This is a genomic window from Frigoribacterium sp. Leaf8 (genome assembly GCF_001421165.1).
GTDB lineage: Bacteria > Actinomycetota > Actinomycetes > Actinomycetales > Microbacteriaceae > Frigoribacterium.
In genome coordinates, this window is record NZ_LMKB01000006.1 from 444,377 (window position 1) to 465,695 (window position 21,319).

23 protein-coding genes, 1 tRNA gene and 1 pseudogene are annotated in these 21,319 nt (G+C 73.8%); 10 read left to right on the forward strand and 15 right to left on the reverse strand.

Translation table 11 applies throughout. The annotated features are described in order from the left end of the window. Positions 1 to 66: 66 nt before the first annotated feature. Both ASL10_RS13580 and ASL10_RS13585 read right to left on the reverse strand, forming a co-directional pair. Positions 67 to 555, reverse strand: coding sequence for a DUF4126 family protein (locus tag ASL10_RS13580; protein WP_056048850.1), 489 nt, complete (start codon positions 553 to 555; stop codon positions 67 to 69). A 93-nt stretch (positions 556 to 648) separates the two neighbouring features. Then, positions 649 to 720, reverse strand: a tRNA-Gln gene (locus ASL10_RS13585). Between the two features lie 126 nt (positions 721 to 846). On the opposite strand from ASL10_RS13585, the gene ASL10_RS13590 reads away from it, so the two are divergent. After that, the gene (locus ASL10_RS13590; protein ID WP_056048853.1) at positions 847 to 1,341 is read left to right on the forward strand and encodes a MarR family winged helix-turn-helix transcriptional regulator; all 495 of its coding nucleotides are present in this window, start codon (positions 847 to 849) and stop codon (positions 1,339 to 1,341) included. A gap of 55 nt (positions 1,342 to 1,396) precedes the next feature. Here ASL10_RS13590 and ASL10_RS16715 read toward each other — a convergent pair whose 3' ends face one another. The 6 genes and pseudogenes from ASL10_RS16715 to glp form a co-directional block, all read right to left on the reverse strand. Beyond that, positions 1,397 to 2,551 (reverse strand): ABC-F family ATP-binding cassette domain-containing protein, encoded by a 1,155-nt coding sequence (locus ASL10_RS16715; RefSeq protein ID WP_369794404.1) that lies wholly within the window; start codon positions 2,549 to 2,551, stop codon positions 1,397 to 1,399. A gap of 191 nt (positions 2,552 to 2,742) precedes the next feature. Continuing rightward, positions 2,743 to 3,289, reverse strand: a pseudogene (locus tag ASL10_RS16720) (ATP-binding cassette domain-containing protein); the annotation flags it as partial. Beyond that, positions 3,268 to 3,762 (reverse strand): molybdenum cofactor biosynthesis protein MoaE, encoded by a 495-nt coding sequence (locus tag ASL10_RS13600; RefSeq protein ID WP_082460591.1) that lies wholly within the window; start codon positions 3,760 to 3,762, stop codon positions 3,268 to 3,270. The pseudogene ASL10_RS16720 and the gene ASL10_RS13600, both read right to left, overlap by 22 nt. Further along, positions 3,759 to 4,364, reverse strand: a complete 606-nt coding sequence (locus tag ASL10_RS13605; RefSeq protein WP_082460592.1) for a MogA/MoaB family molybdenum cofactor biosynthesis protein — start codon at positions 4,362 to 4,364, stop codon at positions 3,759 to 3,761. The genes ASL10_RS13600 and ASL10_RS13605 overlap by 4 nt, the downstream gene beginning before the upstream one ends. Next, a complete protein-coding gene (gene moaC, locus ASL10_RS13610; RefSeq protein WP_056048856.1) occupies positions 4,361 to 4,873 on the reverse strand; it encodes a cyclic pyranopterin monophosphate synthase MoaC in 513 nt (170 codons plus the stop codon). The genes ASL10_RS13605 and moaC overlap by 4 nt, the downstream gene beginning before the upstream one ends. Beyond that, on the reverse strand, positions 4,870 to 6,147 hold the full coding sequence (gene glp, locus ASL10_RS13615; protein WP_082460593.1) for a gephyrin-like molybdotransferase Glp: 1,278 nt from the start codon (positions 6,145 to 6,147) through the stop codon (positions 4,870 to 4,872). The genes moaC and glp overlap by 4 nt, the downstream gene beginning before the upstream one ends. Before the next feature lie 38 nt (positions 6,148 to 6,185). On the opposite strand from glp, the gene ASL10_RS13620 reads away from it, so the two are divergent. The 5 genes from ASL10_RS13620 (at position 6,186) to ASL10_RS13640 (ending at position 10,325) form a co-directional block, all read left to right on the forward strand. Then, on the forward strand, positions 6,186 to 7,100 hold the full coding sequence (locus tag ASL10_RS13620; RefSeq protein ID WP_082460594.1) for an MTAP family purine nucleoside phosphorylase: 915 nt from the start codon (positions 6,186 to 6,188) through the stop codon (positions 7,098 to 7,100). Further along, positions 7,097 to 8,194: an NAD(P)-dependent oxidoreductase gene (locus tag ASL10_RS13625; RefSeq protein WP_235452831.1), complete on the forward strand. Its 1,098-nt coding sequence runs from the start codon at positions 7,097 to 7,099 to the stop codon at positions 8,192 to 8,194. The genes ASL10_RS13620 and ASL10_RS13625 overlap by 4 nt, the downstream gene beginning before the upstream one ends. 81 nt (positions 8,195 to 8,275) lie before the next feature. Next, positions 8,276 to 8,944, forward strand: coding sequence for a glycosyltransferase family 2 protein (locus ASL10_RS13630; protein ID WP_056048859.1), 669 nt, complete (start codon positions 8,276 to 8,278; stop codon positions 8,942 to 8,944). Further along, positions 8,941 to 9,627 (forward strand): DUF2064 domain-containing protein, encoded by a 687-nt coding sequence (locus tag ASL10_RS13635; RefSeq protein WP_056048862.1) that lies wholly within the window; start codon positions 8,941 to 8,943, stop codon positions 9,625 to 9,627. Before ASL10_RS13630 ends, ASL10_RS13635 begins: the two co-directional genes overlap by 4 nt. Next, positions 9,624 to 10,325, forward strand: coding sequence for a bifunctional 2-polyprenyl-6-hydroxyphenol methylase/3-demethylubiquinol 3-O-methyltransferase UbiG (locus ASL10_RS13640; RefSeq protein ID WP_056048866.1), 702 nt, complete (start codon positions 9,624 to 9,626; stop codon positions 10,323 to 10,325). Before ASL10_RS13635 ends, ASL10_RS13640 begins: the two co-directional genes overlap by 4 nt. Here ASL10_RS13640 and ASL10_RS13645 read toward each other — a convergent pair. Further along, positions 10,274 to 10,780 carry a hypothetical protein gene (locus ASL10_RS13645; protein WP_056048869.1) on the reverse strand — a complete coding sequence of 169 codons (507 nt, stop codon included), beginning with the start codon at positions 10,778 to 10,780 and terminating at the stop codon, positions 10,274 to 10,276. The genes ASL10_RS13640 and ASL10_RS13645 overlap by 52 nt on opposite strands. Beyond that, positions 10,777 to 12,135: a molybdopterin-dependent oxidoreductase gene (locus tag ASL10_RS13650; RefSeq protein WP_056048872.1), complete on the reverse strand. Its 1,359-nt coding sequence runs from the start codon at positions 12,133 to 12,135 to the stop codon at positions 10,777 to 10,779. The genes ASL10_RS13645 and ASL10_RS13650 overlap by 4 nt, the downstream gene beginning before the upstream one ends. Before the next feature lie 75 nt (positions 12,136 to 12,210). On the opposite strand from ASL10_RS13650, the gene ASL10_RS13655 reads away from it, so the two are divergent. Beyond that, on the forward strand, positions 12,211 to 13,680 hold the full coding sequence (locus tag ASL10_RS13655; protein ID WP_157485511.1) for a glycosyltransferase 87 family protein: 1,470 nt from the start codon (positions 12,211 to 12,213) through the stop codon (positions 13,678 to 13,680). On the opposite strand, the gene ASL10_RS13660 is transcribed toward ASL10_RS13655, so the two are convergent. Genes ASL10_RS13660 through ASL10_RS13675 form a run of 4 tightly spaced genes read right to left on the reverse strand, consistent with a single transcriptional unit; the run spans position 13,668 to position 16,766 of the window. Further along, a complete protein-coding gene (locus tag ASL10_RS13660) occupies positions 13,668 to 14,726 on the reverse strand; it encodes a sulfate/molybdate ABC transporter ATP-binding protein (RefSeq protein ID WP_056048876.1) in 1,059 nt (352 codons plus the stop codon). The genes ASL10_RS13655 and ASL10_RS13660 overlap by 13 nt on opposite strands. After that, positions 14,723 to 15,547: an ABC transporter permease gene (locus ASL10_RS13665; RefSeq protein WP_056048879.1), complete on the reverse strand. Its 825-nt coding sequence runs from the start codon at positions 15,545 to 15,547 to the stop codon at positions 14,723 to 14,725. Before ASL10_RS13665 ends, ASL10_RS13660 begins: the two co-directional genes overlap by 4 nt. Next, positions 15,544 to 16,359 (reverse strand): molybdate ABC transporter substrate-binding protein, encoded by an 816-nt coding sequence (modA, locus tag ASL10_RS13670; protein WP_056048882.1) that lies wholly within the window; start codon positions 16,357 to 16,359, stop codon positions 15,544 to 15,546. Before modA ends, ASL10_RS13665 begins: the two co-directional genes overlap by 4 nt. 2 nt (positions 16,360 to 16,361) lie before the next feature. Then, positions 16,362 to 16,766: a molybdopterin-binding protein gene (locus ASL10_RS13675; protein ID WP_056048887.1), complete on the reverse strand. Its 405-nt coding sequence runs from the start codon at positions 16,764 to 16,766 to the stop codon at positions 16,362 to 16,364. Positions 16,767 to 16,924: 158 nt separating this feature from the next. Here ASL10_RS13675 and moaA point away from each other — a divergent pair, with 158 nt between their 5' ends. Beyond that, on the forward strand, positions 16,925 to 18,019 hold the full coding sequence (moaA, locus tag ASL10_RS13680; protein ID WP_157485513.1) for a GTP 3',8-cyclase MoaA: 1,095 nt from the start codon (positions 16,925 to 16,927) through the stop codon (positions 18,017 to 18,019). Between the two features lies 1 nt (position 18,020). Next, positions 18,021 to 18,350 (forward strand): MoaD/ThiS family protein, encoded by a 330-nt coding sequence (locus ASL10_RS13685; RefSeq protein WP_056048890.1) that lies wholly within the window; start codon positions 18,021 to 18,023, stop codon positions 18,348 to 18,350. Between the two features lie 8 nt (positions 18,351 to 18,358). Here ASL10_RS13685 and ASL10_RS13690 read toward each other — a convergent pair whose 3' ends face one another. Beyond that, complete coding sequence (locus ASL10_RS13690; RefSeq protein WP_056048892.1) at positions 18,359 to 19,612, reverse strand: ThiF family adenylyltransferase; 1,254 nt, start codon at positions 19,610 to 19,612, stop codon at positions 18,359 to 18,361. Between the two features lie 31 nt (positions 19,613 to 19,643). Here ASL10_RS13690 and ASL10_RS13695 point away from each other — a divergent pair, with 31 nt between their 5' ends. Continuing rightward, positions 19,644 to 21,311: a hypothetical protein gene (locus ASL10_RS13695; protein WP_056048895.1), complete on the forward strand. Its 1,668-nt coding sequence runs from the start codon at positions 19,644 to 19,646 to the stop codon at positions 21,309 to 21,311. Positions 21,312 to 21,319: the final 8 nt, after the last annotated feature.

Here is a 21,319-nt window from a genome sequence, read left to right on the forward strand (position 1 = left end):
CGCCCGACCACGGGTCACCCGCCCGGCGTGGGGACGCCGCCGACGCCGAGACGCGGTGGTGAGGAGTCAGCGGGAGCGGACGACGGCGACCGAGCCCGAGACCGCGACGGCGTCCTCGACGAGCGCGACGGCGACGTCGGGCAACCCGGTCCCGTCGACGACGGCCTTCCGTGCCCGGTAGAAGAGCCAGCTGCCGACGAGGGCGCCGGACGCCCCGGCGAGCGCTGCGGCCACGGGGGTGCCGCGACGGCCGGTGCCGGCCATCGCGATCCCCGCGACGGCGCCGGAGACCGCGCGACCGAACAGCGGGCCGGCACCGACCCGGCTCGGCGTGGCCGGCAGCTTGTCGCCGACGAGCTCACCGAGGCCCGCGGCCACCAGGGCACCGCGGCCGAGGGGTGAGCGGAACAGGCGCCAGCGCTGCCAGGGGCCCCGCGCCTCCTGGGCGTCGTGGTTCAGGGCCAGGACGGCGAGCGGCGTCGCCGAGCGCGACCCGCTGAGGACGCCGAGCAGGACGGCCCGGACGAGGGATGGCGTGGGATCGGTCTTCGACATGGCAGGAGTCCTCGTCGTCGGATGGACGCCAGGGCGCCCGCGGTCGGGGCGGGACGGACCCGACGAGCCGACCGCGACCTGCGACGCTCGGGGCTCCGCCACCAGGATTCGAACCTAGACCTAACAGCTCCAAAGGCTGTCGTGCTGCCGTTACACCATGGCGGACCGCGCGTGCGCGCCGGTCCATTCTGCCAGACCACGACTCGACCGAGGTGCCCGCGCGGGGCGACGGGCCCGCCGGGCCGCACCGCGCCTCCCGCACCCGACGACGGCCTCGGGCATGATGGGCTGATGCCCGAGCAGGACGAGGTCGACCGCATTGTCGAGGCGTGGCGCCACGAGCGACCCGACCTCGACTTCGCGCCGCTCCAGGTGCTCTCGCGCGTCGGGCGGCTGTCGAAGCACCTCGATCGCGCCCGTCGCGAGGCGTTCACCGCCAGCGACCTCGAGTCGTGGGAGTTCGACGTGCTCTCGGCGCTGCGTCGGGCCGGTGCCCCCTACCAGCTGAGCCCCAAGACGCTGCTGCAGCAGACCCTCGTCTCGAGCGGCGCGATGACCAACCGCATCGACCGGCTCGTGGCCCGCGGCCTGGTCGAACGCCGCACCGACCCGAACGACGGCCGGGGCATCCTGGTCACGATGACGGGCGACGGACGGCGCGCGGTCGACGCCGCGATCGAACGTCTCGTCACGGCCGAGGGCACCCTGCTCAGCGACCTCAGCGACGACGACCGCCGCCGCCTGACCGACCTGCTGCGGACGCTGAGCCTCACGCTCGGCGACTGAGTCGGGGCGACCTGCGGAGCACGCCAGCCCGCTCGCCCGCTCGCTCGCTCGCTCGCTACGCCAGCAACTCGCTCAGCTCGAGCCAGCGCACCTCGAGCTCGCCCGTCTTGTGGTCGAGCGCCGTCAGCTTCGCCTGCAACGCGGCCAGGCCGTCGAAGTCGGACTGGTCGAAGGAGGCGAACTGGGCCAGCAGGGTCTCTCGCTCGCCCGAGGCCTTCGCGAGCTTGCGGTCGATCGATCCGAGCTCTTTCTCGGCGTTGCGCTTCTCGGCTCCCGACAGGCCCGAGGCGGCGGCCGAGGCCGCGACCGATGCCGAGGCCCCCTGGACGGCCGTCGGGCGGTCGGTCGCGCCTCCTTGGTTCTGGGTCGCCTCGCGACGCAGCTGCAGGTACTGGTCGACGCCCCCGGGCAGGTGCCGGAAGCGGCCCTCGAGCACGGCGTACTGCTGGTCGGTGACGCGCTCGAGCAGGTACCGGTCGTGCGAGACGACGAGCAGGGTGCCGGGCCAACCGTCGAGCAGGTCCTCCATCGCGGCGAGCATGTCGGTGTCGAGGTCGTTGGTGGGCTCGTCGAGGATGAGCACGTTCGGCTCGTTCAGCAGGATCAACAGGAACTGCAGGCGGCGCTTCTGGCCACCGGACAGGTCTTTGATGGGGGTCTGCAGCTGAGCGCTGGTGAAGCCGAGGCGCTCGAGCAGCTGCCCGGGCGTCATCTCTTTGCCCCCGGTGACGTACGAGGTGCGCTGCCGGCCGATGACGTCGTTCACCCGCTCGTGCGCGACCTCGTGGAGGTCGGCGAGCTGCTGGTCGAGGATCGCGAACTTGACCGTCTTGCCCTGTTTGACGCGCCCCTCGGTGGGGGCGATGGCCCCGGTGACGACCTTCAGCAGCGTCGACTTGCCGGCGCCGTTCACGCCGAGCACGCCGGTGCGCTCCCCCGGCGCGATGCGCCACTCGACGTCCTGCAGCACGCGCTTGTCGCCGAACGAGACGCCGACCTCGACGAGGTCGACGACGTCCTTGCCGAGGCGAGCGGTCGCCATCTGCGACAGCTGGACGGCGTCACGCACGGGCGGCTCGTCGGCGATCAGTTCGTTGGCCGCGTCGATGCGGAACTTGGGCTTGGTCGAGCGCGCCGGGGCCCCGCGACGGAGCCAGGCGAGCTCTTTGCGCATGAGGTTCTGGCGCTTGGCCTCGGAGGCGGACGCCATGCGGTCCCGCTCGACGCGCTGGAGCACGTAGGCCGCGTAGCCGCCCTCGAAGGGTTCGACGATGCCGTCGTGGACCTCCCAGGTGTCGGTCGAGACCTCGTCGAGGAACCACCGGTCGTGGGTCACGACCACGAGGGCGCCCGAATTCGTCGACCAGCGACGCGAGAGGTGCTGCGCCAGCCAGGCGACGCCCTCGACGTCGAGGTGGTTGGTGGGCTCGTCGAGGAACAGGACGTCCCAGTCGCCGACGAGCAGGGTCGCGAGGGCCACGCGTCGACGCTGACCTCCGGAGAGGTCCTCGACCCGCGCCTCCCACGGGATGTCGGTGGCGAGGCCCGAGATGACGTCGCGGATGCGCGCGTCGCCGGCCCATTCGTGCTCGTCGCGGTCGCCGACGATCAGGCTGCCGACCGTGGCGCCCTCGGGCAGGACGTCGCGCTGGTCGAGCATGCCGATGGTCAGGCCGCGACGGGTCGTGACACGACCGTCGTCGGGTTCGAGCCGACCCGCGAGCACCGACATGAGCGTCGACTTGCCGTCACCGTTGCGGCCGACGACACCGATGCGGGAGCCCTCGTCGATGCCGAGGGTCACCCCGTCGAGGACGACCTTGGTCGGGAATTCGAGACGGAGGTTTTCTGCGCCGAGTAGATGAGCCACCACAGAAGCGTAGACGGCCCGGGCCGGGCGGCCGACTCGACGGTGCGCGACCGGGGTCAGCCCAGCGACGCCACCCACTCGTCCGAGCCGTCGGTGAACTCCTGGCGCTTCCAGATCGGGGTGCGGGCCTTGACCTCGTCGACGAGCGCGGCGCAGGCCGCGAACGCCTCGGCGCGGTGGGCCGACGCCACCGCGCAGGCCAGCGCGACGTCGCCCACGACGAGGTCGCCGTAGCGGTGCTCGACCGCGATCGCGACCTCGGGGTGCGCCTCGGCCACGGCGACCGCGACCTCGTGGATCACCTCGGTCGCCGTCGGATGCGCCTCGTAGTGCAGCGCCTCGACCCCCCGCCCCTCGTCGTGGTCGCGGACGACGCCCTCGAACGTCACGACCGCCCCGGAGGCGCGGCTCGTCACGAGCGCGGAGCACTCGGCCACCGACACGGTCACGTCGACGACGCGGGCGAGCAGCACGCGCTCGGAGGCGGGAGGCGCGGCGGGCGCCCCGGCGGAGGCGCCGCCGGGCAGGAGGGTCGGATCGTCGGTGGTCATGCGGCCCCCTCGGGACTGGGATGGCGGTTCTGGGCGTGGTCGACCCCGTGCAACTGGTCGACCACGTGGTCGAGGACGTCCTCGAGGACCGCGAGCCCGTCGCGCACCCCGCCGCGCGAGCCGGGCAGGTTGACGACGAAGGTGCCGCCGGCCACGCCCGCGAGCCCCCGGGAGAGGACGGCCAGGGGCGTCGAGGCCGCACCCCTGCGCCGGAGTTCTTCGGCGATGCCGGGCAGTTCGCGGTCGAGCAGCGGCAGGGTCATCTCGGGCGTCGCGTCGGTCGGCGACACCCCGGTGCCGCCGGTGGTGACGACGGCGTCGACGCCCCACTCGAGGGCGGCCTCGAGCACCGCGCCGACCGGTTCGCCGTCGGCCACGACGACGGGCCCCTCGACCAGCCACCCCCGCGCGACGAACCAGTCGCGGATGACCGGCCCGGTCGTGTCGTCGGCGGTGCCGGCGGCGGCCCGGGTGGACGCCACGACGACGACGGCCCGACGGCGCGCGGTCTCGTCGGGCGCGGTCACGCCGGGCGCGGTCACGCCGGGCGCGGTCACGCCGGGCGCGGTCACGTCGGCCGTCTCGTGCGGGGCGCCGCTCATCGCGACCAGTCCCCCGACTTGCCGCCCTGCTTGTCGAGCACCTTGATCTCGCCGATCACGGCGAGCGCGTCGACCGCCTTGATCATGTCGAAGAGGGTCAGGGCCGCGACGGACGCGGCGGTCAGGGCCTCCATCTCGACCCCGGTGACGCCCCGGGTCGAGACGCGGGCGATCACGGTGACCTGCGCCTCCGTGGTCTCGAAGTCGACGGTGATCGCGCCGAGCGGCAGCGGGTGGCACAGCGGGATGAGCGTCGGCGTCTGCTTGGCCGCCAGGATGCCGGCGATGCGGGCGGTGCCGAGGGCCTCGCCCTTGGGCAGCGATCCGTCGACCAGTCGCGCGACGACGTCGGGCCGGGTGGTCAGCACGGCCTGGGCGGTGGCGATCCGCTTCGTCTCGGACTTGCCGGTCACGTCGACCATGTGCGCGGTGCCGTCCTCGCGCACGTGCGAGAGCGGGGCGTCGGTCGGGGCGTCGGTCGGCGGCACGTCGGGCGGGGTCGGGGTCATCGGTCGGCCTTCTCGTGGGGGGCGGGGTCGTCGAGCGCCCAGACCTCGACCCGGTCGTCCGCGTCGACGCGGTCGACCCCGACGGGGATCGAGACGAGCACGGTGGCCTCGGCGTGGGCGGCGAGCAGGTGCGAGCTCGGCCCGCCGACGAGGTGGGCGCGCCCGTCGACGTCGACCCGGCCGCGACGCAGCTGGTGCTTGCCGACCGGCGAGTCCACGGGGTGCGCCATCGGCACGGTCCATCGCCGTCGGGGCAGGCCGACGCCGGTGACGCCCTGCAGGGCGGGGCGCAGGAAGGCCTCGAACGACACGAGCGAGCTGACGGGGTTGCCGGGGAAGCAGACGACGGGCAGCTCTCGGTCGTGCACGCGGATCGTCCCCCAGCCCTGCGGCCCGCCCGGTTGCATGGCGACCGGACCGAACGTGACGCCGGCACCCTCGAAGGCGTCGCGGACGACCTCGTAGGCACCCGCGCTGACCCCGCCGCTCGTGAGCACGAGGTCGACCTCGTCGGCGTGGCGGGCGACGACGGCGAGCAGGGCGGCCGCGTCGTCGGTCACCCGGGCGGAGGTGACGACGACGCCGACCTCGGCGAGCGCCGCGGCCAGGGCGACGCCGTTTGCGTCGTGGATCTGGCCGGGCCCGAGCGGGGCACCGGGTGCGGCGAGCTCTTCGCCGGTCGACACCAGCAGGAGGCGCGGGCGGCTCCGTACCTCGACCGCGTCGATCCCGGAGGCGGCGAGCACGCCCCACCGCGCGGGCGTCAGTCGCGTCCCGGCCGCGAAGAGCACGGAGCCCGCGGCGACGTCGCTGCCCGCGGCGCGGACGAAGGCCCCGGCGGCGACGCCCGACGGCACCTCGACGACGGCCTCGACGCCCACGGGAGGGAAGGCGTCCGGCGAGACCTTCTCGATGGGCACGATCGCGTCGGCACCGGCGGGGACGGCCGCGCCGGTCATGATCGGGGCCGCGGCGCCGGAGACCAGGTCGGGGGCGGCCCGCCCGGCGGGGATGCGCGCGGCGACCCGGAGGCTGGTGGGCGCGTCCGGGTCGAGCCCGGCGGTCGAGACGGCGTAGCCGTCCATCTGCGAGTTGGCGAAGGGCGGCAGGTCGATCGGGGCGACGACGTCGGCGGCGAGGACGCGGTCGCGGTACCGGTCGGAGCGCGAGGCGAGCGCCTCGGGGCTCACCACCAACGCGTCGACCGGACGGGCCCGCACGGCCGCCTCGACGACGGCCGTGACCTCGGCGAGGTGGGTCTCGATGGTGCGCACGCGGTTCCTCTCGGGCGATCGTCAGTAGCGTATCGGGGGTGACCGACCCCGCGACCGAGCCCGACGTCCCCCAGCCCACCCGCGCCTCCTCGGGGCCGCCGCCCGTCGACGTCGCCGTCATCGGCGGATCGGGGCTGTACTCGCTCTTCGCCGAGGGCGAGGCGACCCGGCACGTCGTCGAGACGCCCTACGGCCCGACCTCGAGCGAGGTGACGATCGGCGAGTTGGGCGGCAAGCGCGTGGCCTTCCTCACCCGGCACGGCGCGGGCCACGCGGTGGCACCGCACCTGATCGACTACCGGGCGAACGTGTGGGCACTGGCGTCGCTCGGCGCGAAGGCCATCGTGTCGTCGTCGGCGGTCGGCGGGGTCAGCCCCGACGTCGCCCCCGGCACCATGGTCGTGACCGACCAGTTCATCGACCGCACCTGGGGACGACGCGACACGTTCTTCGACGTCGAGGGGCAGGTTCAGCACCTGATCGCCGCCGACCCGTTCGACCCCGTGCTCCGGGCCGCCGCGATCGCGGCCCTCGAGGCGCAGGGTGAGCCGTTCTCCCCGACCGGCACCTGCGTGGTGATCCAGGGGCCGCGGTTCTCGACCCGGGCCGAGTCGCTGTGGTTCCGGGCCGCGGGCGCGCACACGGTCAACATGACGATGTACCCCGAGATCCCGCTCACCCTCGAACTCGGCATGGGAGCCGTCAACCTCTCGTACGTGACCGACAGCGACGCCGGCCTGGCCCCGGCCGAGGGCGACGCACCCGACGCCGACGCCGTGAGCGCCTCGCTCGTCTTCGAACGGCTCGCGGCCGCCCAACCGCGCATCGTCGCGGCCATCGAGTCGATCGTCGCCGCGATGCCCGACGACTACTCGCCCCGCGAGCTCATGCCGCCCGGGGCGGTGGCCGAGGTGCTCGCCCGGCCCGTCTCGGATCGGAAGGCCGCGCGGTGAGCGCGACCGGCGCCTCCTCGTCCACCGACGGCCCGGGCCTGCTGCTCGTCACCGGTGGGGCCGGCTTCATCGGGTCGGCGATCGTCGACCTCGCGCTCGACCGCGGCTGGCGCGTGCGCGTGCTCGACTCCCTGCGGGCCGACGTGCACGGCGGCGAGCCGAACGTCGACCCGCGCGTCGACTTCGTGCACGGCGACGTGCGTGACGCCGAGACCGTCGACCGGGCACTCGTGGGCGTCGACGCGGTCTGCCACCAGGCGGCCAAGGTCGGGCTCGGCGTGGACTTCCAGGACGCGCCCGACTACGTCTCGTCGAACGAGCTCGGCACGGCCGTCGTGCTCGCGGCGATGGACCGCGCCGGCGTCGACCGCCTCGTCGTCGCCTCGTCGATGGTCGTCTACGGCGAGGGCAGCTACCGCACCTCGACCGGTGCGACCGAACGCCCGGCACCCCGCCGCATCGCCGACCTCGACGCGGGCGTCTTCGACCCGCGTGACGAGGCGGGTGAACTGCTCGAGCCGCAGCTGATCGGCGAGGAGGCCCCGCTCGACCCTCGCAACGTCTACGCCATCACGAAGCTGACGCAGGAGCACCTGTCGACCTCGTGGGCGCGCAGCACCGGCGGTCGGGCCGCCGCCCTGCGCTACCACAACGTCTACGGCCCGGGCATGCCGCAGAACACGCCCTACGCCGGCGTGGCCTCGCTCTTCCGCTCCGCCCTCGAACGCGGTGAGGCCCCGCGCGTGTTCGAGGACGGCGCCCAGCGTCGCGACTTCGTCCACGTCCGCGACATCGCGTCCGCCAACCTCGCGGCCCTCGAGTGGACCGCGAACCAGCCGGCCGACACGTTCCGCGCGTTCAACGTCGGCAGCGGAACGGTGCACACGATCGGCGAGATGGCGGAGGCCCTGGCGCGCGAGGCCGGCGGACCGACGCCCGTCGTCACCGGCGAGTACCGCGCGGGCGACGTGCGGCACGTGACGGCGTCGTCGGCGCGGCTGCAGGGCGAGCTGGGCTGGCGACCGAGCGTGACCTTCGAGCAGGGCATGCACGAGTTCGCCTCGGCCCCGCTGCGCGCCGCGGTCGTCCGCTAGGCGGGCGGGGCCGCCCCCCGTTCGGGTGCGCACCGCCCGCTCCCATCACCTTCATGGGATCGCATCCGTACAGTCGAGAGGATGAGCAGCCCCCGAGTCGACGTCGTGCTTCCCTGTCTCGACGAAGAAGGCGCGTTGCCCTGGGTCCTCGGCCGCCTGCCCGAGGGCTGGCACGCGATCGTCGTCGACAACGGCTCGACCGACGACTCCGCCCGCGTCGCCGCCGAGCACGGCGCGACCGTGGTTCAGGAGGCGCGGCGCGGCTTCGGCAGCGCCGCCCACGCCGGTCTCGAGGCCGCCACGGCCGACTACGTCGCGTTCTGCGACGCCGACGCGTCGATGGACCCCGCCGACCTCGTCGCCCTCGCCGCCCCCGTGATGGCCGGTGACGCCGATCTCGTCCTCGGCCGCCGGCGCCCGACGACCCGGGGCGCCTGGCCGGTGCACGCCCGCATCGCCAACCTCGCCCTCTCGCACCTCATGCGGCGGGCCAGCGGCGTCGCCCTGCACGACCTCGGCCCCATGCGCGTGGCGCGGCGCCGGGCACTGCTCGACCTCGACCTGAAGGACCGCCGCAGCGGCTACCCGCTCGAGATGGTGCTGCGCGCGAGCGAAGCCGGCTGGCGGATCGTCGAACAGGACGCGCCCTACTCGCCCCGGGTCGGCCGCAGCAAGGTGACCGGCACCATCCGCGGCACGTCCGTCGCGATCAAGGACATGTCCCGACTCCTGAGGGAGGTCGGCCGATGACGACCCTCGTGGTGATCGCGAAGGAGACGATCCCGGGCAAGGTCAAGACGCGCCTGCACCCCCCGCTCAGCCTCGAGCAGGCCGCCGACGTCGCGGCCGCCGCGATCCAGGACACCCTCGACGTCGTCCGTCGGCTGCCCGCCACGCGTCGCGTGTTGTTGTTCGACGGCAACCGCAGGCCCGTCGGCTCCGAAGACTTCGATGTGATCCCTCAGATCGGTGGCGACCTCGACGCACGCCTCGGCGCCCTCTTCGACGAGGTCGACGGGAAGACCGTGCTGATCGGCATGGACACCCCCCAGGTCACGGTCGAGGCCCTCGCCCCCGTCTTCGACGCGTGGACCGACGACGTCGACGCCTGGTTCGGCCCGGCGAACGACGGCGGATTCTGGGCGCTGGGCCTCTCCCGGCCGACCGGCGACCTGCTGCGCGGCGTCCCCATGTCGCGTGACGACACGGGTGCCCACCAGCTCCGCCGACTCGCCGACGCTGGCCTGACCGTGCGCATGCTGCCCGAGCTCGTCGACGTCGACACGATCGACGACGCCCGCCTCGTCGCGTCCGTCGCACCCGACAGCCGCTTCGCCGCCGCCCTGCGGCACGCCGAGGCGCCCCCCACGACCACCACCACGAACGGCGTCGCCCGCACGACCGATCCCGCCACCGAAGGGGTCACCTCATGACCATCGCCCCCGAACAGCCCGCCACCTTCGGTTCAGGAGGCGCGGAGCCGTACGCGCGCGCCCTGCGTCACGAGGGGCTCCTGCAACTCGTCCGCGCGGCCGGCGGTGCCGGACTCCCCGCGTCGCCCCCCGAGGCCGGCGACGACGAGGCGTTCGACGTCGCGCGCTGGAGCGCCGACGCCGACGCGGCCGACCTCACCACCCTCGACGGCGAGACCGGCCCCGTGCTCGACATCGGCTGCGGGCCGGCCCGCATGGTCCGCGCCGCCGTGGACCGCGGCCTGACCGTCCTGGGGCTGGACGTCTCGCCCACGGCCGTCGCGATGGCCCGCGAGGCCGGACTGCCCGTGGCCGGCGGGTCGGTCTTCGACCCGCTGCCCCGCGAGGGCCAGTGGAACCTCGCGCTGCTGCTGGACGGCAACGTCGGAATCGGCGGCGACCCGACGGCGCTGCTGACCCGCTGCGCCGAGATCCTCACCGCGACCGGCTCGGTCGTCGTCGAGACCGCCCCCGAGGCGTCGCTCGACGACAGCTACGAGGCCCACGTGGTCGACGACCAGGGTCACGCCAGCGCGACCTTCCCCTGGGCGGAGGTCGGCCGCGAGGCGCTGCACCGCCACGCTCGACGCGCGGGCCTGAGGGTCGCTCAGACCTGGTCGGTCGACGGACGCACCTTCTGCCGCCTGCGCGCCAGGTAGAGCGCGACCACAGCGGCCGTCAGCGCCGCGATGACGAGCCACAGCACGGCCAGGCGCAGGCCGTAGTCGAACGGCAGCACGGTGTCGTTCTTCGGCCCCTTCGCCTTCGCCACGATCTCGGGCACGACGACGAGCGAGAAGATCGCCCCGACGACGACCGCGCCCTGCACGATCCAGAGGACCGCGGGCCGGACGCGGCGTCCGGTCCGCCGCACGAGCAGCGAGACCGCGGCGACCACGGGGGCGAGCACGGCGTCGTGCACGACGACCGAACCGGCCAGCCAGAGCAGCAGTCCGCCGTACCGGTTCGGGGAGACGGTGTCGGTGAGCACCCAGCCGCCGAGGCCGACGAGGGCCACGCCGAGGGCGATCAGCACCCCGCGCACGACGCGGACGGTGCGCGACGTGCCCGCGCCTCCTGCACTCGACGCGGCCGAGGGCACCCGGGCGCTCACGAGAGCACCTCGATCGAGCTGAGCCACTTGGTCTGCAGCACGCCGGGTCGGCCCGGGGCGATCATGCGCGCCGGGTAGCCGTGGTCGATGCTGAGCGGCTCGCCGTTCAGCTCGAGGGCGACCAGGGTGCGCGGGTCGGAGGCGTACTCGGGGCCCATCTCGGTCACGCGGTAGCCACCCTTCTCTTCGAGGCTGGTGAGCCGGAGGCGCTGGTCGGTCGGGGCGCCGGCAGCCGCCAGCAGGTCGACGAGGCGGACGCCGCGCCAGGAGCCGGTCTGGCTCCAGCCCTCGACGCAGGCGATCGGCAGGCGTTCGTCGGCCCCGTCGAACCCGCGCAGCGCGTCGAGCGTGAACGAGGTCGCGACGCCGCCCACCAGGACGTCGAGCCGCCAGTCGGGGTCCATGGCCGTCTCGAGCACCCGGGCGGCGGCGGCCGTGCGGTTGATCGGCAGGTCGTTCGGGCCGAGCCCGCGCTGCCGCGGGCCGAAGGCGTTGAGCGGTGACAGCGGGGCGAAGGACTGCCCGGCCGTGAGCGCGACGACTCCCCCGGTGGCGACGCCGGCGGCGGTGAAGAAGCCGCGGCGGGACACCCGGGCGCGGCCCGGTTCGCGGTCGACCTCGTGTGCGGAGTCGATCCAGCGGAGGACGCGTCCGGTGAGGCCGCGGGCGGGCGCAGGAGGCGCGGCGTGCGGATCACGGTCGCGTCGCGTCCCGTCGGCGTCGCGCACGGCACGGAACCGGGCGAGCTCGGCGGTCGCCTCGCTCTCGGCCACGAACGCGGCGCGGGCCTCGTCGAGCTCGGACGACGGCTCGACGAAGCGCCCCTCGGCGTCGTAGCTGTCCCGCGCCCGCCAGTAGCGGGTGATGAGCGGCAGCTTGACGGCGATGTGGATCGCGAGCGAGCCGATGATGACGAACGACAGGGCGAAGTGCACCTGCTTGAACGGGAACGGCCACGGGTAGTACTGGTACGTGTTCAGCAGGCCGGTGACGAGCTGGAGGATCGACGTCGCCACGAACAGGGCGATGGAGGCGCGCTCGAGCACGTCGACCGGGTGCTTGATCGGCGGGTGCTGGAAGAGCTGCGGGAACACCGAGTGCAGCTTGACCAGCAGCAGGGGGATGCAGGCGATGCCCGCGGTGATGTGGACGCCCTGGCTCACCTGGTAGAGCCAGACGGGACTCGTCGGGAACCGCATCCCGTCGAGCGGCTCCTGCAGGAAGTGGCTGTAGAGCCCGGTCAGCAGGCAGATGACGAACGCGGCGCCGAGGAGGCGACCGAAGACGGTCGCCGACCGGGCGTTGCGGTTCGGCGACGAGGCGGCGCGGCGCGCCTCGTACAGCAGGCGCCTCATGGTGTCGGTCGTCTCATGTGGCTCATCATCTCCGATGTGCACGACTCCCAGGGCCGATTCGGCCAGACTGGGGGCGTGCGTACTGTGTTCGCGGCCGTGGCCGTCCTCGGATTGGCCGGGGCGATCGCCTGGGGCGTCGTGAACGTCGGATTCCTCATGAAAGACCTGCGGACCGACTTCGTCGTCTGGACCGCCGTGTGCTGGGCGTTGTTCGCCCTGGCGGTCCTGCTGCTGCGCCGGGTGCCCGTGCGCCACGTCACCGCTCTCGTCGTGGCGGGCACGGCCCTGGTCGGCGGGGCGGGCCTGACCGGCGTGCCCAACACGAGCACCGACCCGGCGCGCTACGCCTGGGACGGCATCGTGCAGACCGCCGGCGTCTCGCCGTACGAGTACACGCCCGACGCGGGCGAGCTGCGCGACCTGCGGCCGGCCTGGATCTTCCCCGAGTCGACGCCGTTCACCCGCGACGACGGCACGATCGGCGAGCGCTGCGGCGAACCCGACCGCCAGGTCCACCGTGCCTACGACAGCCAGACGGGCGACGTCGTCTGCACGCTGATCAACCGGCCCGACGTGCCGACCATCTACCCGCCGATGGCCGAACTGTACTTCTGGGCGGTGTCCGCCGTGGTCGGCCCCGACGCCGGGTTCTTCCCGCTGCAGGCGATGGGCTTCGTGCTCGTGCTGGGCACGACCGTCGCCCTGCTGGCGACCCTGCGCCGGCGGGGTCTCGACCCCCGCTGGGCCGCGCTGTGGGGCTGGTGCCCGCTCGTGGTCGGCGAGGGCGTCACGAACTCGCACGTCGACCTCCTGGGTGCCGTGCTCGTGGTCGCCGCGTCGTTGCTCGTCGCCACCGGTCGGCGCTTCCGCGGCGGCATCGCCCTCGGGGCCGCCATCGCGACCAAGTTGATCCCGGTGATCGCGGCACCCGCCCTGCTGCGCGGGCAGCCCTGGAAGGTGATCAGCGCCTCCGTCGTCACCTTCGCCGTGCTCTACGTGCCCTACGTCGCGATGACCGGGTGGGGCGTGCTCGGGTACCTGCCGGGCTACCTGACCGAAGAGGGCTACGAGGACGGCTCGCGCTTCGTGTTCCTGTCGGCCTTCATGCCGGACGCGTGGACGACACCGGTCGCCGTGCTGATCGTCGGTGTCACGGCGGTGCTCGTGTGGGTGAAGACCCCGGCTCACGACCCGTGGCTCGGCCAGCTCGTGATGATCGGCGTGACGCTCGTGGCGGTGAGCCCCCGCTACCCCTGGTACGCCCTGCTGCTGGTGCCGTTCGTCGCGCTGACCGGGCGGGTCGAGTGGCTGGCGATCCCGCTCGCGCTGCTCGTGCGCCAGCTCGAGCCGGGCATGGCGCTGCAGCGGGCGTCGCTCGCCTCGGCCGTGCTCGTCATCCTGCTCGTGACGCTCTGGCGGGCCGGCCCCGGGTTCACGGACCGGTTGCTCGACGCCGTCGGGGGCGACGTCGACCGGTTGCGTCGGGTCGTCGGCCGCCGACGGTCCGCCCCCTCGTCGAGCCCCGGGCCCGCTCAGACCAGGTAGGCGACGGCGTCTCCGGCGTCGAAGGAGAACCGGACGACGCTGCCCGGCACGAGGTCGAGGCCGGCGACCACGCCGGGCGGGACGTCGGCCGACACGTCGCCGGCCCGGACCCGGACGACGTCCCCGCGGGGTTCGAGGTCCGTGACGACGACGTCGAGGACGTTCTCGGACGACGTCGGACCCGAGGGGGTACCGGTCGTCACGCGCACGGCGCTCGGCCGCACGGCCACCGCGGCCGCGGCGCCCGCCGGGAGCCCGTCGGCGGACCGGGCGGTCAGCAGGGTGCCGTCCTCCAACCGGACGCCTCCCCCGCGGGCCGTGCCGGTCAGCAGGTCGAGCCCCGCGAGCCCCGCGGCGAACGGCGTGGTCGGACGGTCGAGGATGGCGCGCGTGGGGCCGGCGTCGACGACCCGGCCGCCGTCGAGCACGACGACCCGGTCGGCCAGCGTGTAGGCGTCGAGGACGTCGTGCGTGACGATCACCGCCGTGCGGTCGGCGAGGACGTCGCGCAGGGTCCGTCGCAGGGCGGGCGCGACCGACACGTCGAGAGCCGCCATCGGCTCGTCGAGCAGCAACAGGCAGGGGTCGGCGGCCAGGGCACGGGCGACGGCGATCCGCTGCGCCTGTCCACCCGAGAGCTGCGCCGGACGCCGCTCGGCGAGCCCCGTGGCGTCGACCCGGTCGAGCCAGTCGCGGGCTCGGCGGCCGGCCTCGCGTCGAGGCACCCCGGTGCTGCGCGGACCGAAGGCGACGTTGTCGAGCGCACTGAGGTGCGGGAAGAGCAGGGCGTCCTGGGCGAGCATCGAGACGCCGCGCTCGTGCGGGCGCAGCGAGGGTCCGCGCCCGCGGCCGTCGACGTCGAACAGCACGCGGTCGCCCAGGCGGGCCGTGCCGTGGTCGGGTCGCAGGAGGCCGGCGACCAGGGACAGCAGCGTCGACTTGCCGGCCCCGTTCGGGCCGAGGACGGCCACCGTCTCTCCGTCGGCCACCTCCAGCTCGACGTCGAAGCCGCGGTCCTCGACGACCGCCGCGAACTCGAGCGTCACGACCCGCGCCTCCGGGTGGCGACGCCGGACGGCCCGCCCGCCCGATGGGCCAGGGCGACAACGACGACCGCCACGAGGACGAGCACGAGCGACAGCGCCACGGCGGCGTCGGGATCGGTCTCGCGTTGCAGGTAGATCTCGAGCGGAAGGGTCCGCGTGACGCCCTGCAAGGAGCCCGCGAAGGTCAGCGTCGCGCCGAACTCGCCGAGGGCCCGCGCGAACGACAACACGGCGCCCGAGACGAGGGCGGGCAGCACGAGCGGCAGCGTGACCCGCCGCAGCACGGTCGTGGGCCGGGCACCCAGGGTCGCCGCGACGGCCTCGTAGCGCGTGCCCACCGTGCGGAGGGCGCCCTCGAGGCTCAGCACCAGGAAGGGCAGGGCGACGAAGGTCTGGGCCAGCACGACCGCCGTGGTCGAGAACGCGATCGTCACGCCGAGCGCGTCGAACGCCTGACCGAGCAGGCCGCGGCGCCCGAAGGTGTAGAGCAACGCGATGCCTCCGACGACGGGCGGGAGCACCAACGGCAGCAGCACGAGCGACCGCAGCACCCTTTGGCCCCGGAACCCGGTGCGGGCCAGCACGACCGCCATCGGGACGCCGAGCACGACGCAGAGGAGGGTCGCCGTGACCGACGTGCGCAGGCTGAGCCAGAACGCGGCGACCGACGACTCGGAGGTGACCAACGGCACGAACTCGGCCCAGTCGACCCTCGACACCATGGCGACGAGGGGCAGCAGGACGAAGGCCGCCCCCAGGGCCGCGACGACCGCGATCCACACCGGGACGCCGGCGTAGGCACGGTGCGGGGCGGGCGTCACGGCGCGCCGAAGCCGGCGTCCCGCAGCACGCCCTGCCCGACCTCGCCGGTGACGAAGGCGACGAACGCCTCGGCCACCGCCGGGTTCGCCGTGTCGGCCACAGGGGCGATGGGATAGGTGTTGACGGCCTGGTCGGCCTCGGGGAACTCGATGCCTGTCACGCTGTCGCCGGCGGCCTCGACGTCCGTGACGTAGACCAGCCCGGCGTCGGCCTCCCCCGAGGTGACCTTGCCCAGCACGTCGGTGACCGAGGACTCCTCGCTGACCGGCGAGATCGTGACGCCGGTGGCCCGCTCGACCGCGACCGTCGCCGCACCGCAGGGCACCTGGGCCGCGCAGACCACGGTCGTCACGTCGGACTTACCGAGGTCGGCGAAGCCCGTGACGTCGGCGGGGTTCGACGGCGGCACGGCGATGGTGAGGACGTTCGTGGCGAAGTCCTCCGAGGCCGACGGGTCGACGAGTCCGGCGTCGGTCAGCTTCGCCATGTTCTTCTCGTCGGCCGAGGCGAAGACGTCGGCCGGGGCTCCCTCGGTGATCTGCGTCACCAGGTCGGACGAGCCCGCGAAGGTCAGGTCGACGGTCGTGCCCGGGTTCGCCTTCTCGAACTCGTCGGCGAGCTCGGTGAACGTCGTCGTCAACGAGGCGGCGGCGTAGACGGTGATCGACCCCTCGAGGGTCGGGTCGGAGGCCGTCGGTGTCGCGCTGGTCGCCGTGTCGACGGTCGCGCCCGAGCACCCCGTCAGGGCGAGGGCCGTCGCCACCGCGAGGGCTCCGACGAGCGCCGTGACGACGCGGGGGGTCCGTCTCATGGTCAGGCCTTCCCGCCGGGCGTCTCGATGATGACCGTCGTGGCCTTCACGACCGCGATGGCCACCGAACCGGGTTCGAGGCCCAGCTCTCGGACGGCTTCGCTGCTCATCAGCGAGACGATGCGGTGGGGGCCGCACTGCAGCTCGACCTGGGCCATGACCCGGTCGGCGGTGATCTCGGTCACGACGCCCACCAGGCGGTTGCGTGCCGACCGCCCCACCTCGGACGGGTCGGCGGGCAGCACGGCGTTCTTCCGGGCGAGCGTCGCGAGCGCGAGCCCGTCGACCACGCCGCGCCCGGCATCGTCTTTCTCGCTCTCGAGCAGGCCGAGGTCGATCCAGCGTCGCACGGTGTCGTCACTCACGCCGAGGAACGCCGCCGCGTCCTTGATCCGTATCTGCGTCATGGACGCGAGCCTAGTTCCGAATGCGCGGTCGCGCAGCCGCAGGGACTGGTTCCGGACGAGCCTGCGGGGCGGGGCGTCGTGCACGGCGGAGCCGGAGGAGGCGCGGGTCGCCTCGCGCGGACACCCCACGTTCGGCCCCGCGGGCTTAACCTCGACGGATGACCGTCTCGCTCGGACTGCCCACCATGCCCGGCCGGGCCCCCGCCGACGACCTGCTGCCCGCGCGGCCGCCGAGCGACGCCGCTCCGGGACTGCTCGACCGCTTCGGCCGGACCGCGACCGACCTGCGGGTCTCGCTGACCGACAAGTGCAACCTGCGCTGCACCTACTGCATGCCGGCCGAGGGCCTGCCGGCCCTGCCCCGTGAACAGGCGCTCGACGCCGACGAGATCGTGCGCCTGGTCGGCATCGGCGTGCGCGACCTCGGCGTCCGGCAGGTGCGGTTCACCGGGGGCGAGCCACTGCTGCGCGCCGACCTCATCGACATCGTGCGACGGGTCGCCGCGATCGACCCGCGGCCCGAGGTGTCGCTGACGACGAACGCCATCGGCCTGGCGCACCGCGCCCAGGCCCTGGCCGACGCCGGGCTCGACCGGGTCAACGTGTCGCTCGACTCGCTGCACGCCGAGACGTTCATGAAGGTCTCGCGTCGTCCGTTCCTCGACAAGGTGCTCGCCGGCGTCGACGCCGCGGCGGCGGCCGGCCTCACCCCGGTCAAGATCAACGCCGTCCTGCTGCCCGGCATCAACGACCACGAGGCGCCCGACCTGCTCGCCTGGGCCCTGCGCGGCGGCCACGAGCTGCGGTTCATCGAGCAGATGCCGTTGGACGCCGACCGCAGCTGGGACCGCGCCTCCTTCGTCACCTCACGCGACATCCACTCGCTGATCGCCACGCGCTTCGACCTCAGCCCCGCCGACGTCGAGCGCGACGGAGCACCCGCCGAGCTGTTCGACGCCGTCGGCCGCGGTGACGACGCCGGACTGGCCGGGCGGGTCGGCATCATCGCCTCGGTCAGCGAACCGTTCTGCGCCGACTGCCGGCGCACCCGCATGACCGCCGAGGGCGGCATCCGCAGCTGCCTCTTCAGCGGCGGAGAGACCGGCCTGCGCGACCTGCTGCGGAGCGGGGCGAGCGACCTCGAACTGGCCGACGCCTGGCGCGGTGCCATGTGGGCCAAGCCCTCGGGCCACGGCATCGACGACCCGGACTTCGTGCAGCCGGAACGCACCATGAGCGCCATCGGAGGCTGAGATGACGACCACGAACCCCGCCCCCACCGTCGACGGAGCCACCCCGGCCCCCGTCTCGGCCCCCTTCTCGGCGACGCTGCGGTTCTTCGCCGCCGCCCGCACCGCCGTGGGCCGCGACGACCAGCGCGTCGAGGTGCCCGCGGGCGAACGTCCGACCATCGGGCGCCTGCTCACCGAGGTCCGCCCGGTCGAGGGCGTATCGGCCGCGGACTTCCGCGACGTGCTGCTGCGCTGCTCGTTCCTCGTCGACGGCCTGACCACGCGGGACCGCGAGCAGCTCGTCCCCGACGGCGCGGTGATCGACGTCATGCCGCCGTTCGCCGGCGGCTGAACGCCCGCCTACGGCCGCGTGGGTGCCCCCTGCGCGAGCTGCCACCCGAGCATGCCGCCGTGCAGCACCGACACGTCGAAGCCCTCGCCCGCCAGCAGGTCGGCCGCGGCGCGGGCCCGCGGCCCTCGGGCGCAGTAGACGACCACCCGCTGCGCCGGATCGAGCTCGGGCCGCTGGCGGGTGCGCGTGCCGTACCCGGGAGCCTGCACGTCACCGGAGATGTGGGCGAAGTCGTGCTCGTCGACCTCGCGCACGTCGAGCAGCGTGAAGTCGGCATCGCCCGTCGCTCGCGCCCCGAGCAGGGTCGTCAGCTCGGCCGCGTCGACGTCGGGGCCGACGCGGCGACCACGGGCCGCGGGCGCGTCGGCGGTGGTCGCCTGCGCCTCGGGCACCGAGGACGAGGAGGCGCGGCGCGCGTCGTTCACCGTCGCCCGGGCCTCGGCCCGGTGCGGGGCGCGGGCCAACCGGCTCTCCCGCCAGGTGCCGCCCAGGGCGTCGACGGTCACGACCCGGCCGAGCAGCGGATCGCCGAGACCGGTCAGCAGCTTGACGACCTCTCCGGCCATGCCCGCGCCCACCGTCCCGCACAGCGGCCCCAGCACGCCGACGTCGGCGCAGGACTCGTCCCAGCCCGAGGCGGGCGGGGCAGGGTGCAGGTCGCGGTAGTCGACCGCCCGGGCGTCCGGGGCGTCGTCCCAGAAGACGCTGAACTGTCCGTCCCAGCGGTTGACGCTGCCCCAGACGACCGGCAGACCGCGCTCGGCCGCGGCGTCGGCCACCAGGTAGCAGGTGTCGAACGAGTCGCTGCCGTCCACCACGAGGTCGTAGTCGTCGAGCAGGTAGGCGGTGCGGTCGCTCAGTCGGACGGGGTGGGCGACGACGGTCACGTCCGGGTTGGCGGCACGCACCCAGTCGGCGGCGGCGCGGGCCTTCGGGAAGCCCAGCTGGTCGGGGCGGAAGAGCACCTGCCGTTGTAGGTTCGACAGATCGACGGCGTCGTCGTCGACGATTCCCAGGGTTCCCACACCCGAGGCTGCGAGATATTGGATGACCGGCGCGCCCAGCCCGCCGGCCCCGACCACCAGCACCCTCGACGCCGCCAGGCGCCCCTGGGAGCCCAGACCGAACCCCGGCAGGCGCACGCTTCGCGAGTAGCGTTCGCCCTCGACGGGGTCGCCGCCGTGTCCATCGTCGCGCACGCCGGCACCGTGCACGCCACCGTCGTGCACGGCCGCCCCGCGCGCGTCACCCCCGTGTCGCACGCGAGATCCTCCGAGAGGGGGAAGAGACGACATGACGAACCTCCTGCATCCGGCCGACGGTCGATCGACCGCGCCCACTGTATCCACGACGCCCGGGACCGGCCGCAGCACGGCCCTCACGCGCCTCCGGCACTGGCGTCATCTCGACGCCGTGCTCGTCGGCCTGCTCGCCGCGTTGCTGTCGGGCGCCTTCCTCTGGGTGCCGTCCGTCTGGTACGACGAGGCCGCGACGGTCATCTCGGCGACGCGCAGCTGGGGCCAGCTCTGGCAGATGGTCCAGACCGTCGACCTGGTGCACGCCACGTACTACGCGTTCATGCATCTGTGGTTCGACGTCTTCCCGTACTCGCCGATCTCGCTCCGGGTGCCCAGCACGATCGTCACGGGGCTCGCCGCCGCGTTCACGGTCGTGCTCGCCCGCACCCTGGCCGACCGCCGGACGGCCGTCGTGGCGGGCCTGCTGTTCTGCCTGATCCCCCGCGTGACCTGGATGGGCGGCGAGGGCCGTTCGTACGCCTTCTCGGCGATGTTCGCCGTCGCCCTGACCCTCGTCCTCGTCACCGCCTCGCGCCGGACCGCCCAGGTCGGCGAGACCCGCACCCGGGCCTCGGCCGTCCGCTGGTGGGTCGCCTACGCCGTGCTCGCCGTCGTCTCGGTTCTCTTCTTCCTGTACGTCGCCTTCGTCGTGGTGGGGCACGGCGTCACCATGCTGGTGCAGTGGCGACGCGAGCGCCGGCTCCGCGCCTCCTCGGGGTCGGTGGCGACGTCGCAGGACGCCGTGGCGTCGACCCCGCTCGTCGGCGCACCGCACGGAGCACGCGGTTCGTTCCTCGGCTGGTTCGCCGGTGCGGCCGTCGCCGGACTCGCGAGCCTGCCCGTCGTGTACTTCACGTCCGAGCAGAGCGGCCAGGTCGGCTGGCTCGACCGGCCGAGCTTCGCGACGATCGACCAGGTGCTGACGACGCAGTGGTTCTACCAGAACGACCGTTTCGCCGTCTTCGGCTGGATGCTGGTGCTCGCCAGCCTGGTCGTCGTGGTCGCCGGTCTCGTGCCCCGTGCCCGGGGACTGGCCGAGGTCGTCCTGCCCTGGATGATCGTGCCCACCGTCGGCCTCGTGGGCGTCTCGCTCGTGACCGAGCCGCTCTACTCGCCCCGCTACCTGACCTTCGGCACCCCGGCCGTCGCGATCATGATGGCCGTCGCCGTGGCCGCCATCCCTTGGCGGCGGGTGATCGCCCTCGTCCTGCTGGTCGCCGTGGTGCTCACCGCCCCGACCTACGAACGTCAGCGTCAGCCCGAGGCGAAGGACTCGGCCGCGTGGAACCAGGTGGCCGACCTCGTGAGCGAGCAACGGGCGCTCGAACCGGCCGGGACGGCCGAAGGCGTCGTCTTCGGCCCCGTGCGTCGACACCCGAAGGCCACGTCGCGCATCATCGAGAACACGTACCCCGCGGCGTTCGAAGGGATGTCGGACTTCACGCTCGAGACCCCCGCGGCCGAGACCGGCGGGCTGTGGGAGGTCCAGCACCCGCTCGAGGACGTCATCGACCGCACCGACGACCTCGACGTCGTCTGGCTGATCACGAGCGACAAGCAGGACTGGAGGCCCCGGGTCACCGCGGACCTCGCCGCCAAGGGCTTCCACGTCGCCGACGAGTGGCACCTCACCCGCACGAACGTGCTCAAGTACGAGCGCTGAGCCCGCGA

Bases quoted from the DNA above. Each gene is read 5' to 3' on its own strand.
- ASL10_RS13580 (WP_056048850.1), bottom strand. From the start codon at position 555: ATGTCGAAGACCGATCCCACGCCATCCCTCGTCCGGGCCGTCCTGCTC.
- ASL10_RS13590 (WP_056048853.1), top strand. From the start codon at position 847: ATGCCCGAGCAGGACGAGGTCGACCGCATTGTCGAGGCGTGGCGCCAC.
- ASL10_RS16715 (WP_369794404.1), bottom strand. From the start codon at position 2,551: ATGGCGTCCGCCTCCGAGGCCAAGCGCCAGAACCTCATGCGCAAAGAG.
- ASL10_RS13600 (WP_082460591.1), bottom strand. From the start codon at position 3,762: ATGACCACCGACGATCCGACCCTCCTGCCCGGCGGCGCCTCCGCCGGG.
- ASL10_RS13605 (WP_082460592.1), bottom strand. From the start codon at position 4,364: ATGAGCGGCGCCCCGCACGAGACGGCCGACGTGACCGCGCCCGGCGTG.
- moaC (WP_056048856.1), bottom strand. From the start codon at position 4,873: ATGACCCCGACCCCGCCCGACGTGCCGCCGACCGACGCCCCGACCGAC.
- ASL10_RS13630 (WP_056048859.1), top strand. From the start codon at position 8,276: ATGAGCAGCCCCCGAGTCGACGTCGTGCTTCCCTGTCTCGACGAAGAA.
- ASL10_RS13635 (WP_056048862.1), top strand. From the start codon at position 8,941: ATGACGACCCTCGTGGTGATCGCGAAGGAGACGATCCCGGGCAAGGTC.
- ASL10_RS13640 (WP_056048866.1), top strand. From the start codon at position 9,624: ATGACCATCGCCCCCGAACAGCCCGCCACCTTCGGTTCAGGAGGCGCG.
- ASL10_RS13650 (WP_056048872.1), bottom strand. From the start codon at position 12,135: ATGAGGCGCCTGCTGTACGAGGCGCGCCGCGCCGCCTCGTCGCCGAAC.
- modA (WP_056048882.1), bottom strand. From the start codon at position 16,359: ATGAGACGGACCCCCCGCGTCGTCACGGCGCTCGTCGGAGCCCTCGCG.
- ASL10_RS13675 (WP_056048887.1), bottom strand. From the start codon at position 16,766: ATGACGCAGATACGGATCAAGGACGCGGCGGCGTTCCTCGGCGTGAGT.
- moaA (WP_157485513.1), top strand. From the start codon at position 16,925: ATGACCGTCTCGCTCGGACTGCCCACCATGCCCGGCCGGGCCCCCGCC.
- ASL10_RS13685 (WP_056048890.1), top strand. From the start codon at position 18,021: ATGACGACCACGAACCCCGCCCCCACCGTCGACGGAGCCACCCCGGCC.
- ASL10_RS13695 (WP_056048895.1), top strand. From the start codon at position 19,644: ATGACGAACCTCCTGCATCCGGCCGACGGTCGATCGACCGCGCCCACT.